The organism is Acinetobacter pullicarnis (genome assembly GCF_006352475.1).
In the GTDB taxonomy this organism is placed as follows: domain Bacteria; phylum Pseudomonadota; class Gammaproteobacteria; order Pseudomonadales; family Moraxellaceae; genus Acinetobacter; species Acinetobacter pullicarnis.
The window spans coordinates 1894567-1908552 of sequence record NZ_VCMZ01000001.1 but is presented as its reverse complement, the minus strand read 5'-3'; the positions used below and the strand labels follow the sequence as shown (position 1 = coordinate 1908552).

Sequence of the window (13986 nt, the reverse complement as noted above, 5' to 3'; positions counted from 1 at the left end):
AATAAAAGCTTATGAGCGATATATGAGCAATGCAGTTTAGTTTATACGATATCAATATTTATAAAAATCTTAAAAAAGCTCTACTCTTTTCAAGCAGCATAAATAATTGAAAATCCCATTTAAATCAATAAATTTCAAATATATAGGAAAAATAATTATGGCAAAGACCACTGACAGAAGCCAACTTGCACTTGCCGATCATGCTGCAAGACAACTGGCCAATGCGACCAAAACGGTTCCGCAACTTTCGACTATTACACCGCGTTGGCTTACCCATTTATTGCAATGGATACCGGTGGAGGCCGGGATTTATCGGGTCAATCGCGTCTCCAATACAGATGATATTCAAGTTGCCTGTACCCAGCGTGATGAAGCAACTCTCCCCCAGACCTTTGTTGACTATGATGCGAAACCACGTGAATATTTTCTAAATGGGGTCTCAACCGTACTTGATGTGCATACCCGTGTGGCTGACTTATATAGTAGTCCACATGATCAAATTAAAGAACAACTGCGCTTAACCATTGAAACGATTAAAGAACGTCAAGAAAGTGAGCTGATTAACAATCCAGAATATGGCTTATTGGCCAGTGTTGCAGATGAGCAACGTCTCTCTACTTTAGCAGGCCCACCAACACCCGATGATTTAGACGACCTATTACGCAAAGTCTGGAAAGAACCTGGATTTTTTTTAGCACACCCCGATGCGATTGCTGCTTTTGGTCGTGAATGTACCCGTCGTGGCGTTCCGCCCCCAACGGTGAGTTTATTTGGTTCACAATTCATTACTTGGCGCGGTGTCCCACTGATTCCATCCAACAAAATCCCAGTCGAAGATGGCAAAACTAAAATCATATTGCTGCGTGTGGGTGAAAAGCGTCAAGGTATTGTGGGGCTATTCCAACCGGGCTTAGCTGGTGAACAGTCCCCAGGACTTTCTGTACGCTTTATGGGAATTAGCCGCAATGCAATTTCATCTTACTTAATCTCATTATATTGCTCGCTGGCGGTACTGACAGAAGATGCTTTAGCGGTTTTAGAAGATGTGGAGGTCGATAAATATCATGACTACCCAATCAACTATAAATAATCTGTCATCACCCTCGGTCACGCCCGAAGTGATTGGTGCAACAGCCCCTGCTGGTTTTCCTGATGAAGCCAGCATTGCGCGTATGGCAAATGCTTTTTTTGCGGCTTGGCCCGGTGCGGAGCATACGCCATCAGGGTTGAATTTAGATTCGCTTCCACCGATTGTCGCGCCACCACACACACCACAACCCGCAGATCCAATTGCAGCATTTAATCATCGCGGACCGAATATTGCCTATGAAAAAAGCTTGAACCCTGATTATCCTGAGCATATTCCCAATTATCCAGATCACCCCGAGCGTCGTGCTTTGGCTTCCGCGCCAGTGATTGGTGGTGCAAACTTGCCTCAGCCGCCTTTTGAGCCCCATTTCCCCCAGCTTAGAGATAATGTTGGCCATATTCCAAGTCGTGATGCAGATCGGATCACCAGCAAAGGTAACACACCATTTTACTTTTTAAATGAATTCGACTCCCCCACCACGGGGGCAACCGCATCGGCACCTAGCGATGCATTGGCAGTGCAAACGACAAACTTGCCTGAGGCAGCACCGACTTCCGCAATACCCAATGACGTGCAGCCAAATACCATAGTGACACCAAATACCAAGAGTACCGGATCATCAGCCTATTATTTTCTCGATATTCCCAGTGTGGCAGTCCAGCAACCAAGCACGACATCACCACACCACTTTGTCAGCACCACGACTCAAGCATTTGATGTCCATCAAGTTCGTCGTGATTTCCCAATTTTGGCCGAACAAGTCAATGGTCGGCCTTTGGTTTGGCTAGACAATGCAGCAACCACCCAGAAGCCACAACAGGTGATTGATCGTATTGCCTATTTTTATCAACATGAAAATTCAAATATTCACCGTGCCGCACATGAATTGGCTGCACGTGCCAGTGATGCTTATGAACATGCACGTGATGTCGTCGCGGGTTTTATCGGGGCAGCATCCGCCAAAGATGTCATATTTGTCCGCGGAGCGACTGAAGGCATTAACCTGATTGCCAAAACTTGGGGGTTACAAAACATCTCGGCAGGCGATGAAATTATTGTGTCGCACTTAGAACACCATGCCAATATTGTGCCGTGGTATCAGCTCTGCCAACAAACAGGTGCCAAACTAAAAGTCATTCCTGTAGACGATACTGGGCAAATTAAACTCGAAAGCTTACCGCAATTGATCACAGACCGAACCAAGCTGATTTCGATCACGCAAGTTTCCAATGCCTTAGGAACGGTGACGCCGGTCGCTGAAGTGATTCAAATCGCGCATGCCAGCGGGATTCGTGTACTGGTTGATGGTGCGCAATCAGTGTCACATATGCCAACCAATGTACGTGCGCTTGACGCTGACTTTTTTGTATTCTCAGGACATAAGGTCTTTGGTCCCACTGGGATCGGAGCAGTTTATGCCAAGCCAGAACTGCTTGAAAGCATGCCCGTTTGGGAAGGTGGCGGCAATATGATTGAAGATGTTAGCTTCGAGCAAGTCATCTATCAAGCAGCACCGAATAAGTTTGAAGCAGGTACGGGTAATATTGCAGGTGCGGTTGGTTTAGCTGCCGCATTAGAATATGTCGAATCCCTTGGCATACATAATATTGCACGCTATGAACATGACTTACTTGAGTACGCTCAACACGGATTACGCAGTATTCCCGGTTTACGCCTAATCGGTACGGCACTGAATAAAGCCAGTGTCATGTCTTTTACATTAAATGGTTTTAGTACCGAACAAGTCGGTCAAGCCCTGAATCGTCATGGGATTGCGGTACGTTCTGGTCATCACTGCGCACAGCCAATTTTGCGGCGCTTTGGGGTTGAGAAAACAGTTCGCCCATCTTTAGCGTTCTATAACACCACGGAAGAAATTGATCTTTTAATTTCAGTACTGCATCAATTACAACGTGGTCAACGCAGCCTTTAAGCTTTTTAGATCTGCCACAACTTAAAAAATATCAAGCCATCTATATAGATGGCTTGATATTATTCATTTGAGTTAAAACAAAATACGCTTCATTTAAAATTGCGGTGGAATATAGGTCAAAGTACGGCCCAAGATCCAAAGTAGGAATAATACGACAGGGATATGGAAAATCATTTGTGTGACAGTAAAACCAATCACATCTTTAGCCTTCAACTTTAAAATACCGAGCATTGGCAACATAAAGAACGGATTAATAAAGTTGGGCAATGCTTCAGCTGCATTATAAACCTGTACCGACCAACCCAAATGCACTTTTAAATCATTCGCTGCTTGCATCACATACGGTGCTTCAATAATCCATTTTCCACCACCAGATGGAACAAAGAAACCCAGCACCGCTGAATATATTCCCATCACCACAGGAAATGTTTCTCGGTTGGAAATTGAAACAAAGAAATTTGCAATATAATGTGAAACTGAATGACCATCTACATTAATGGCCTTGGTCATCATATAAGCAATACTGCCATAAAGTGGGAACTGAATCAGCACACCTGAACAGGCTGGAACGGCTTTATAAACGGCATTTAAAAAGTTACGCGGTGTCCCATGTAAAATCAAACCCAGCATTAAAAATAAAAAATTGTAGGTATTTAAATTTGAAATCGCAATCATTGGGTCTTGTTGAACAAACTGATCCCAAATCCAAAATACGCCCAACAAGGATACTGCAACCGTTAACCACGGCGTAGTCTCTAGCCAATCCCCTGGACGTTTTTTCTGATTCGTCGCCACTTCAAGCTGAGGCTCTTCTTCAAACTGAATCGCAAAATCATCAAGGGTTTTAACGTTTTTACCTTTGGGTGCAGACCAATAGGCAATCCCTACAGACAATACAATCAACACCAACACAATCACAGCGGATTGCCACAAGAAAATCGTTTGTGAAAATGGAATAACCCCTGTCAAGTTATAAATATTTTCAGGCAAACTGGCTTTGTTGGCTTGAATCTGGGCGGCCGATGAGCTTAACCCCAATGCCCACGTTGCCCCCATCCCGACAAAGGCTGCTGCGGCCGCTGCACGATAATCCATATTCAGTTCTTTGCGCTTGGCCAACGCAATCACCAAAAGTGCCGTTAATACCGTACTCATCGCCCACTGGATTAAAGAAATGCTCATACTAATCAAAGCCACCATCACAATCGCCATGCGGCCATCGTTTGGTAGTTTTGCCAATGCTTTAATTAACTTTTCGACTGGCTTGGAGACTGAAACCACATAACCACAAATAATCAGCATGGTCATTTGTAAGGTAAAAGGAATTAAACTCCAGAACCCATCCCCGAAGGCTCCTGTAATCGATCGCACCGGCGCCCCAATCGACCATGCTGCGATGGCAACAATAATCACCCCAAGCAAAGCAAAGACATAAGAATCTGGAAACCATTTTTCTGACCAATTGCTGATGCGAATCGCAATACGCTCAAAAAACCCTGCTTTTTGTTCAATCATGATAATTTCCTTATTTATCAAATACGCAAAATCTGAGCAGCGTTACCGTTGCTCAGATTTGCGCGATTCACTCACTGTGATCTTTGAATTTTTATTGAACCCGATTGGGTCATTTTACAGCGTTGCTGCTTAGCAAATCTCAATCGCGATCGCGGTTGCTTCACCACCACCAATACACAAAGTCGCAATCCCTTTAGACTTACCCGTACGTTTTAAGGCATGAATCAAAGTCAACAAAATACGTGAACCCGATGAACCCAATGGATGACCTAGAGCACATGCACCACCGTGAATGTTGACTTGTTCAGGATTTAAATCAAATGCATCAATCGCCAACATGGTTACCATGGCAAAAGCTTCATTCACTTCCCAAAGATCAACCTCTTGTGCAGTCCAACCCGCTTTGGCCAGCACTTTTTCAATGGCCCCAACAGGCGCAATGGTAAATTCAGATGGATGCTGTGAATGTGTCGCATAAGCAACAATTTTTGCCAATGGTTTTAGATTTTCAGCCTGTACAAAGTCTGCTGAAGCCACTAAAAAAGCAGAAGCACCATCAGAAATCGAGCTTGAATTGGCTGCTGTCACCGTACCATCTTTGCTAAAAGCAGGTCTTAGTGTTGGTATTTTGGCAATATTGGCTTTGAATGGTTGTTCATCTTGATCGACTACCACGGTGCCTTTACGGCTTTCAACATTGACCGCAACGATTTCGTCTTTAAAATAACCTTGCTCAATCGCTTGTTGCGCACGCGTTAATGAGCGAATTGCGAATTCATCCATCTGCTCACGGCTATAGCCTTTTTTATCTGCCATTTCCTGAGCAAAAGCACCCATCGCACGACCTGTTTCAGCATCTTCCAAGCCATCTAAGAACATATGGTCAATAATTTTGCCATGCCCCATACGATAACCTGCTCGTGCTTTATCAAGTAGATAAGGCGAATTGGTCATCGACTCCATGCCACCCGCCACAATCACATCCGCACTACCGGCTTTGATGGCATCGCTGGCTTGCATCACGGCTTTCATGCCAGACCCACAGATTTTATTGATGGTGGTTGCACCTACTGCATCAGGCAATCCTGCTAAGCGCATGGCTTGACGTGCTGGACCTTGCTTCAATCCTGCTGGAAGTACACAACCTAGAATGACTTCTTGTACTTGTTCATTTTTAATGCCCGCACCTTGTACCACCGCTTTTACAGTAACAGCACTCAGTTCTGGCGCGGTCATACTGGCAAATGCACCTTGAAAACCACCCATTGCAGTACGCGCACCATGCACGATATAAACATCTTTCATTTTGTTCAATCCCTGTTGAATTTGGTCTTGGTCTAAGCGTTGCCAACCCAATTTAAATATTTATATTATTGAATTAAATCAACACCTGTTGCTTGTTTTGCGGTTTCAAAATCAACCCCATCAGCAAGTTCAATCAGTTTAATCCCTTGCTCCGTCACATCAAATACACCTAAGTCGGTGATAATGCGCTGCACCACTTGGCTGCCAGTTAACGGTAAACTGCATTGCGGTAAAATTTTTGACTGGCCATCTTTAGTGCAATGTTCCATTAACACCACCACACGCTGTACCCCAGCAACCAAATCCATTGCGCCCCCCATGCCCTTGACTTTCTTACCCGGAATCATCCAGTTAGCAAGGTCACCTTGTTCAGAAACTTCCATCGCACCTAAAATGGCAAGATTGACATGTCCCCCACGGATCATCGCAAATGATTCTGAACTAGAGAAAAATGCGCCACCTTTGCGGACAGTTACGGTCTGTTTACCCGCATTAATCAAGTCTGCATCTACAGTTTCTTCTGTTGGAAATTTACCAATTCCCAATAAACCATTTTCTGAATGTAGCCATACATTAATATCTTCAGGAATATAGTTGGCGACCAATGTCGGCAAACCAATCCCTAAATTCACATAAAAACCATCTTGTAATTCTTGTGCGGCACGTTGTGCCATTTGCTCTTTGGTCCAAGCCATGATGATTCCCTCGATTATGCCTGTTGAGTTTTAGTGCTTAAGGTTCTTTGCTCGATTCGTTTGATTGGGTTTTCATTCAATACAATGCGATCGACATAAATTCCGGCCAAATGAATTTCATCTGGTTCTAAGGCACCAATTTCAACAAGCTGTTCAACTTCAACGATGGTGACTTTTGCAGCCATAGCACATTCTGGATTAAAGTTACGTGCGGTTTTTCTAAATATCAAATTGCCAGCTTTGTCTGCCTTATACGCTTTGACCAAAGCCACATCTGCAACAATTGACTCTTCTAAAATATAATTTTTACCATTAAATTGGCGGCTTTCTTTATTTTCAGCAACCAAAGTTCCATAACCTGTCGCAGTATAAAATGCTGGAATTCCTGCACCACCGGCACGCAACTTTTCAGCGAGTGTACCTTGTGGCGTCAATTCGACCTCAAGCTCACCAGATAAATACTGACGTTCAAATTCTTTATTCTCACCGACATAAGAAGCAATCATTTTTTTAACTTGCTTCGTCTCAAGCAATAAACCTAAGCCAATCCCATCAACACCCGCATTATTACTGACACAAGTCAGTCCGGTAACGCAAGTGTCCTTGAGCGCTTGAATTAAAACTTCTGGGATGCCACATAATCCGAAGCCACCAACAGCTACAATTTGCTGATCGGCAACCACACCTTGCAGTGCTTCAGCGGCGGATGAAAATACTTTGCTCATATTGTTGTTTCCTTACGTTATTGTCTATGTTTTAGCATGCACACAAGCGTATGAGAAATTGAATATATTCAACAATTGATGAGCTTTACTTATAAGTCTAGATTTTAAAAGCATCAACAAATAGCCAAGCGGCTGGAAAATGGTATTTAGAAATGCCTCCGCATCGACTTCTGATTGAATTCACTCATAAATAAGATGCAAGTTACAAATTACCCAGTGCAGGTTTCGCTATTAAAGCTATTCGACCTTGGCATTCAACCTTCATCTTGATCTATCGCACAAAACTGCAGTAAAGCTTCAATAAATGCCGCGGAAATCTTGGTGATTTCAAAGTTCTTTTTATAGATTACGCCAACGGGACGCTGTAATTTTTCACCGCTCAGTTCCAAAATAACTGTTCGGTTTACATCAATATAATTTTGGAAATGTCGTGGAATAACCGTAACACCGGCACCAATGGCCACAAAATTACACATCGAGGTAATTTGATGACACTCGATCTGCACATCCAAAAGTAATTGATTGGCCTGACAATATTGATCAACTAAATGTCGCACCACCGATGGTTTTTGCAAAGTAACAAAACGATTTTCACATAAGGCTTCCCATGAAATAACTTGTGCATGGGCAAGTGCATGACTTTTCGGAAGCAGGGCAACAAAATCTTCATTAAATAATGGCTTAAATTCGAGCTGATCTTTTAAACTCGGTTCAAAACAAATACCCAATTCAAAGATGCCATCTTTTACCAACTCAATCACCGATTCGTTGGTGATATCGTGAATAGATACATTAATATTGGGATGTACCGCTAAAAACTGATGAATAATTTGTGGTAAAAGTGCATGGGTAATATAAGGCATTGAAGCCAACGGTAAACTTCCCCGATTGAATTGAAAGCGCTGTTTTAAGTCATATTCCATTTCTTCCCAATTGGCCATTAAGCGCCGTGCATAGGGAATTAATGAGTGCCCTTCTTCGGTTAACTCAACTTTACGGGTATTGCGTTTAAATAACTTCCCTCCCAAATCATCTTCTAGAGCTTTGATGGTTAGACTTAAACCAGATTGACTAATATAAAGCTCCGCTGCTGCATGCGCATAATTCAAGGTGCGTGCAAGAATAAGAAAGCTTTTAATCTGTTTTAAAGTCATTAAAGAAAACCATAAGAGATGAATACTGGGTATTATAACGATATCTGGCTTAAAAACCTGTAAACTGGCATCACCGATTAAAAATAAGCCAACAATCTATTTTACTGTTGAGACACCCCATCCTTTATACATTTTCAACAATGCGCTCAGCGGCATTATTTCTCACTGTCATTAACCCTACAGCGTACTTTCCTTATCATAAAAATAGTCGATTTATTCGAAGTAGCAATATTTTTCATCACAGCAATAATCCATTTTGCGATGGACAATAATGTCATCGCAAAACTGAAAGTTGTACGTATTATTTCTCAATGCCTGGCATGTATAAAAAACGATCTAACTTTTTAATCCGTTCAAGCCAACGATTAATATTTTTATAAGGTGATAAATCTATTCCACCTTCTGCTGCCAAAGCCACATAAGGAAATATAGCAATATCGGCAATGGTGGGACGATTGATTGCCAGCCACTCACGATCATTTAAATGTACTTCAAGAATTTTAAGGGTTTTGTAGGCTTGTGTGAGTGCGCGTGATTTATCTAAGGCATAAGCAAACTTATCGACCAATCTAGCGGCACAAAGACCATGTTGCACCTCATTAGCAGCAGTAAATAACCATTGTGCAACTTCGGCTTGTAAACTCGCTGTACTTGGCCACCATGCTTCACCAGCATACTTTCCGGCCAAATAAATTAATATCGCCTGAGAATCTCTTAAAACAAGTTTGTCATCAATAAATATAGGTAATTCACCCAATGGATTTAAGCTTAATAATGGTTCAACCTGATGCTCCCCTTGCAAAAAATCAACTGGAATAATCTCTAATTCTAAATTTGCGAGTGCAGCAAACAATCTGACTTTATAACAGTTTCCAGAGAGGTCTAAATCATATATTTTCATCATAGCGTCCTTGTGTTAGGCATTTTCAATAAGTTGATTAAACTCGAGTACATTCCCATCTGGGTCGCGAATAAATAAGGCGATTCGTCTAGGGCCAATCGGTTTTGGTCCTTCTGTAATCCGAATTTCCTGATCAATTAACCATTTTTCCAATATTTTAAGATCATCTACGATAAATGCAGGATGAGTGATCCCTGGAAGTTTTATCGCTTGATCAAGTAAAATATTTTTTGCCTGCAACATTTTTGCGGCATTGAAAATTAAATTAATTCGCACGCCATCATGACTCATCATTTCATTTGCTTCATAATCGGGAAAATCTGCAGTCTGAATAAATCCGAGGGCTGTATAAAAATGGAGGGCTTGTTGTTTATTACTCACCCGTATCCCAATATGGTCATACGCCAATAATCGAATTGGTGCTTTGCTCAAATCTCTATTTTCCATTGTCGTTTGCATCTAAATACGATACTTAAAACTATATGAACTTCGATTGAAGTCGTGAAGTGACTTATGCACATAAGACTTTTGCGTCAATCACATGAATACAGGGCAGCTCCGTGGATCAGCTTAAGGCAATGAAAGCTTTTATCAGTATTGTAGAACAAGGAAGTCTGACTGCAGCTGCAGAAGAAATACATTGTTCTCCCTCTGCAATGGCGCGTATTTTAACCAAATTAGAGCAAAAGCTGGGTCTGAGGTTAATCAATAGAACCACACGAACAATCTCATTAACGGATGAAGGTGAAGAATATTTAGTATGGTGTAAGCATATACTGGGCGAAGTTGAACGAATGAATAGTTCGCTTGAAGCGCTAACTCAGAATATTTCTGGACACTTAAAAATTTCCGCACCGATCGAGTTTGGTAACTTATATGTCGCCCCTTTGGTCAATGAGTATTTAAAAAAATACCCAGATGTTGTTATTCAATTAAATCTAAGCGATCACTTAGAAGATCTTGTACAGCGCCATTTTGATCTTGCCATTAGAATTGGTCATCTGCCTGACTCATCGCTCATTGCCACGAAAATCGGTTATACCCAACTTGTTTATTGCGTTAGCCCTGATTTCATCTGCAAAAATAATCATATTCAACATCCATATGACCTCGCTGATAAACAGAGAATTCTAATTCCCAATTATCAACATCATTGGCACTTTATAAATGACCATGAAAAATTCAGTATTCATGTCAAACCGATATTAACCACCAATCAAATTGCGGTGGCAAAGAGATCATGTATAGATAGTTTAGGTGTTGCTGGATTTTTTTATTACCAAGTTGCTGATGCAATTAAAGCAAATGAATTAATTACTATTTTTGAAAGTTATAATACAGAACTCATTCCCATTAATATTGTTTACCCGCATGTAAAATTAATTTCTCCTCGCGTACAGCACTTTATCAATTGGTTTAAAAAAAGAACGGATAAAATGTGTTTTATCGCTCAATCAACAGCAAGCCAATAAAAAAGTGGAAGCGCATTGCGGGCTTCCACTTTTTGTTAATCACAACAGATCCATTGCAACAAGTGTTTATGCAGTACGTTGAATCTGTGCCGTGCCTAATTGTTCAGCCATTTCTAACAGCAAGCTTTGAGTTTTCTCCCAGCCCAAGCATCCATCAGTCACCGACTGTCCATACGTCATATTTTCACTGATTTTTTGCTGACCATCGTGTAAATGACTCTCCAACATCACCCCACGTACACCAGTTAAATGTCGCTCACCAATAATCTGTTTTAACACCTCAGGTTGACGCATGGGGTCTTTACTACTATTGCCATGGCTGCAATCGATCACCAATGCCGGAAAATGATTACGGTGTTTGGCTTTGATTTTCTCAATCGATGCGTGGTCATAATTACTGCCACTGTTGGCGCCGCGTAAAATTAAATGTGCCAAAGGATTACCATGACTTTCCAATAAACTAGGTAAACCGCTCTGGTTCATCCCTAGAAATTGATGTGCATGTGAAGCAGATTGAATGGCATCTAAAGCGATTTGAATCGAACCATCGGTACCATTTTTAAAGCCAATGCTATATGGCATATGGCTGGCAATCTCACGATGAATCTGTGATTCACTGGTGCGCGCGCCAATCGCTCCCCAAGCCAATAAATCATCAAAATAGGCGGTTGCCATTGGGCTAAGTATTTCACTGGCGATCGGTAAACCTAATTCGATCAATGACAAATATAAGTGACGGGATTGTTCTAAACCAAGTTGTAAATTTGAAGAACCGTCTAAAGTCGGATCGTATAAAAAGCCTTTCCAGCCCACAGTCGTGCGTGGTTTTTCAATATAGGCACGCATAACAATAAAAATTTGATCTGCAACCTGATCTTGTAATTGTTGAAGTTGCTGCGCATATTCCAGCGCTGATTTTGGGTCATGTAACGAACATGGACCAGCAATGACCAATAAGCGCGGATCATCACCCGCTAAAATATTTTGAATCGTATGGCGTTGTTGTGCAATTTGCTGAGCTAAATCAGCTCGTAACGGATAATGTGCTTTAAGTTGATGCGGTAAACTTAAAGATGCTTCTTGGGTTGCCTGAGCATTTAGTATGTTATTGAGTGCATTCATTGGTATTTCCTTGGACCTTTGACGAACAGTCCGAACTTTTATCTGAGCTTATGTAAATTATTCTGCTGTGGATGCTGTTGCTTCTGTTGAAGCGAGTAAAACCAATAAAAGTTACTAAAATATGAATTGTTAAAAATGTTCATGTCATTCTCCAAGTTAAAAAATAATGGCGCATAAAAAAACCTGACCGGGGTTGCCGATCAGGTATAAACTGGTGGGCAACTATTTGATTGCCCGATAAAATCTAGGCAAAAATTAATATTGCCAAAAATAATACTGGTTGGTACTGCTTAATTGATGTTTAGCCATTTTTAATATGTAAATCTCGTTTCGTTGCAGTCAACAATACGCCCTGTTTTCAGCTTTGACAAGCATTTTATTCAATTTAAATGTGTTTTTTAAAACACTGCTTCTGTAAGCAGTTTCACTGTTATGCCCTTCAAAATGTAATTTTCATATCCAATGTTTAAATATAAATTTAGTCATATAAAAGTGTAAATTGCGCTGTCGCATTTGCAGATCCCGCAGGCACATTCCCATATTCAGAATAATAATTGGCAGTGAATTTGAATGCAGCCACTTTCTGCGCATTTGGTCTTATTTTTAAAGCCTCATTATTTATAGAATATATAGTCTTATCTTCTTTAAAAATTTGTATGGATAGAGAATCTGCTAAAGCTTGATCCGAATTTAAAGCCAAATGATCTGGAAACTTCTGATTGGCGTTGCCAATAATTTGTAAAATCACGAAGTCGGCCGTACAACCCGTTAAAGTAATCGCAAATGGGATCGATAAACTTCGACTATTTGGGCTCTGAAATTGTTTTGTATCAACCGTACCTAATGCAACCGTCATATTTTCGGTCGTAGAATTTACGATACAACCGCCATTAAAAATATTTGCAGACAACTTTAAGTTCGCAGCCGGATATTGTTGTTGTTCATATGGGGGGACTGGCTCCAATGCATGTCCCATATTTGAACTACTGCTCAGTAATAAAAAAATAAAGCTCAATTTTAAGTTAAATTTCATCTGAGCCCCCTACTGAAAGTCGATACGTAAGAAGCCTTCAGCATTTACAGGCCCAGGGTCTGGTTGCCCCCCTGTGATGTTGATGGGCCATGCTTTTAGCGAAACTGTGGCTTTAGAACTGCTGTTTAGTTGAAAAGGAATAACACTGGTTCCATTATTCGGAAATAGAATATTATCGTTTATATCAGAAAGTTGGAAACCGACAACTGGATTATTGGTTTTAATATGGTCCCCCCCACTTTTAAATGCCTCAAGACGCATACTCATTAAAGCACCTCCCTCAATGGATTCACATGAGATCCCTAAATCTTTGGTCTGCTTGGTCACATTCTGCGGAATTTGCCCTGCTGCTACTCTCGAAAAATACAAAGAGTTGATATCTTTAAAATCAAAACTCACAATTTGCCCTGCAGCAATTGAACATTTCTGAGCTACATTTAAGTTAGCGGTAACATTTACTATAACTAATTTATTCGAAGATGATTCATTCGCTAAGTTGCTTCCATACAAATAAGCGACTGGAAAGCTAAAATAACTTTGCCCCACAAAGCGCTTTTTAATTCTTAAGCGAATACTCACCGAGTTTCCAGTCCCGACCTTAATACCTGCTTGGCATCTATTCAAACATCCATTACTCACGCTAGAAAATGGAACACTTTGGAAGATCGGTCGCGTATCCCCTGCTGCATTCCGATTGACCGCAATTTTGACCGCCACTTGAATGTAATCATTTCCGTGAATATCATGCCATTTCCATGGCTGTTCATTTCCCCCTGCTGGTTCATCAGGCACTGAACTTCTGGTCAGATATGGACTTGCAGTACCTGTGAAATAAACGTTTTTGTCGGTTGCACAATTCGCAAAACCATAACTTGTGGTATTGGGGTTAGAATAAACTTGTGATAAGCCCCCAATTACATTCTGCGCATTCGAAAATGTCGCATTGAATGCACTCACGACCCCATTCGGATCCCCAATGCAAGGCTCTGCAAACGCTTGACAAGGAAAAAATAAAAGTGGGACTAATAATTTTAAATTCAT

At 41.2% G+C, this 13986-nt stretch carries 13 protein-coding genes; 3 read left to right on the top strand and 10 right to left on the bottom strand.

Features of this window, described 5'->3' with window-relative positions; genetic code table 11:
* The first annotated feature begins 157 nt into the window (after positions 1–157).
* Both FD716_RS08395 and FD716_RS08390 read left to right on the top strand, forming a co-directional pair.
* The gene (locus tag FD716_RS08395; protein WP_139851884.1) at positions 158–1090 is read left to right on the top strand and encodes a family 2A encapsulin nanocompartment shell protein; all 933 of its coding nucleotides are present in this window, start codon (positions 158–160) and stop codon (positions 1088–1090) included.
* The gene (locus FD716_RS08390; RefSeq protein ID WP_139851883.1) at positions 1065–3023 is read left to right on the top strand and encodes a family 2A encapsulin nanocompartment cargo protein cysteine desulfurase; all 1959 of its coding nucleotides are present in this window, start codon (positions 1065–1067) and stop codon (positions 3021–3023) included. The genes FD716_RS08395 and FD716_RS08390 overlap by 26 nt, the downstream gene beginning before the upstream one ends.
* A 93-nt stretch (positions 3024–3116) precedes the next feature.
* Here the strand turns inward: FD716_RS08390 and FD716_RS08385 are convergent, their stop codons facing one another.
* From FD716_RS08385 to FD716_RS08355, 7 genes are all read right to left on the bottom strand, one after another.
* On the bottom strand, positions 3117–4538 hold the full coding sequence (locus FD716_RS08385; RefSeq protein ID WP_139851882.1) for a short-chain fatty acid transporter: 1422 nt from the start codon (positions 4536–4538) through the stop codon (positions 3117–3119).
* 129 nt (positions 4539–4667) lie between these two features.
* Positions 4668–5843, bottom strand: a complete 1176-nt coding sequence (locus FD716_RS08380; RefSeq protein WP_139851881.1) for a thiolase family protein — start codon at positions 5841–5843, stop codon at positions 4668–4670.
* 65 nt (positions 5844–5908) lie between these two features.
* On the bottom strand, positions 5909–6538 hold the full coding sequence (locus FD716_RS08375; protein ID WP_139851880.1) for a CoA transferase subunit B: 630 nt from the start codon (positions 6536–6538) through the stop codon (positions 5909–5911).
* 14 nt (positions 6539–6552) lie between these two features.
* Entirely contained in the window at positions 6553–7263 is a 711-nt protein-coding gene (locus FD716_RS08370) for a CoA transferase subunit A (protein ID WP_139851879.1), read from the bottom strand.
* A gap of 254 nt (positions 7264–7517) precedes the next feature.
* The gene (locus tag FD716_RS08365; RefSeq protein ID WP_139851878.1) at positions 7518–8417 is read right to left on the bottom strand and encodes a LysR family transcriptional regulator; all 900 of its coding nucleotides are present in this window, start codon (positions 8415–8417) and stop codon (positions 7518–7520) included.
* Between the two features lie 301 nt (positions 8418–8718).
* The gene (locus FD716_RS08360) at positions 8719–9318 is read right to left on the bottom strand and encodes a glutathione S-transferase family protein (protein ID WP_139851877.1); all 600 of its coding nucleotides are present in this window, start codon (positions 9316–9318) and stop codon (positions 8719–8721) included.
* 15 nt (positions 9319–9333) lie between these two features.
* Complete coding sequence (locus FD716_RS08355; RefSeq protein ID WP_139851876.1) at positions 9334–9765, bottom strand: VOC family protein; 432 nt, start codon at positions 9763–9765, stop codon at positions 9334–9336.
* Between the two features lie 113 nt (positions 9766–9878).
* Between FD716_RS08355 and FD716_RS08350 the strand changes: the two genes are divergently transcribed.
* A complete protein-coding gene (locus FD716_RS08350; protein WP_139851875.1) occupies positions 9879–10790 on the top strand; it encodes a LysR family transcriptional regulator in 912 nt (303 codons plus the stop codon).
* 66 nt (positions 10791–10856) lie between these two features.
* On the opposite strand, the gene FD716_RS08345 is transcribed toward FD716_RS08350, so the two are convergent.
* From FD716_RS08345 to FD716_RS08335, 3 genes are all read right to left on the bottom strand, one after another.
* Complete coding sequence (locus tag FD716_RS08345; protein WP_139851874.1) at positions 10857–11912, bottom strand: 3-deoxy-7-phosphoheptulonate synthase; 1056 nt, start codon at positions 11910–11912, stop codon at positions 10857–10859.
* A gap of 478 nt (positions 11913–12390) precedes the next feature.
* Positions 12391–12945 carry a fimbrial protein gene (locus FD716_RS08340; RefSeq protein ID WP_139851873.1) on the bottom strand — a complete coding sequence of 185 codons (555 nt, stop codon included), beginning with the start codon at positions 12943–12945 and terminating at the stop codon, positions 12391–12393.
* A 9-nt stretch (positions 12946–12954) separates the two neighbouring features.
* A complete protein-coding gene (locus FD716_RS08335; RefSeq protein ID WP_139851872.1) occupies positions 12955–13986 on the bottom strand; it encodes a fimbrial protein in 1032 nt (343 codons plus the stop codon).

Excerpts from the sequence above, each read along its gene's own strand:
- FD716_RS08395 (WP_139851884.1), top strand. The coding sequence starts at position 158 with ATGGCAAAGACCACTGACAGAAGCCAACTTGCACTTGCCGATCATGCT.
- FD716_RS08390 (WP_139851883.1), top strand. The coding sequence starts at position 1,065 with ATGACTACCCAATCAACTATAAATAATCTGTCATCACCCTCGGTCACG.
- FD716_RS08385 (WP_139851882.1), bottom strand. The coding sequence starts at position 4,538 with ATGATTGAACAAAAAGCAGGGTTTTTTGAGCGTATTGCGATTCGCATC.
- FD716_RS08380 (WP_139851881.1), bottom strand. The coding sequence starts at position 5,843 with ATGAAAGATGTTTATATCGTGCATGGTGCGCGTACTGCAATGGGTGGT.
- FD716_RS08375 (WP_139851880.1), bottom strand. The coding sequence starts at position 6,538 with ATGGCTTGGACCAAAGAGCAAATGGCACAACGTGCCGCACAAGAATTA.
- FD716_RS08370 (WP_139851879.1), bottom strand. The coding sequence starts at position 7,263 with ATGAGCAAAGTATTTTCATCCGCCGCTGAAGCACTGCAAGGTGTGGTT.
- FD716_RS08365 (WP_139851878.1), bottom strand. The coding sequence starts at position 8,417 with ATGACTTTAAAACAGATTAAAAGCTTTCTTATTCTTGCACGCACCTTG.
- FD716_RS08360 (WP_139851877.1), bottom strand. The coding sequence starts at position 9,318 with ATGAAAATATATGATTTAGACCTCTCTGGAAACTGTTATAAAGTCAGA.
- FD716_RS08355 (WP_139851876.1), bottom strand. The coding sequence starts at position 9,765 with ATGGAAAATAGAGATTTGAGCAAAGCACCAATTCGATTATTGGCGTAT.
- FD716_RS08345 (WP_139851874.1), bottom strand. The coding sequence starts at position 11,912 with ATGAATGCACTCAATAACATACTAAATGCTCAGGCAACCCAAGAAGCA.
- FD716_RS08340 (WP_139851873.1), bottom strand. The coding sequence starts at position 12,945 with ATGAAATTTAACTTAAAATTGAGCTTTATTTTTTTATTACTGAGCAGT.
- FD716_RS08335 (WP_139851872.1), bottom strand. The coding sequence starts at position 13,986 with ATGAATTTAAAATTATTAGTCCCACTTTTATTTTTTCCTTGTCAAGCG.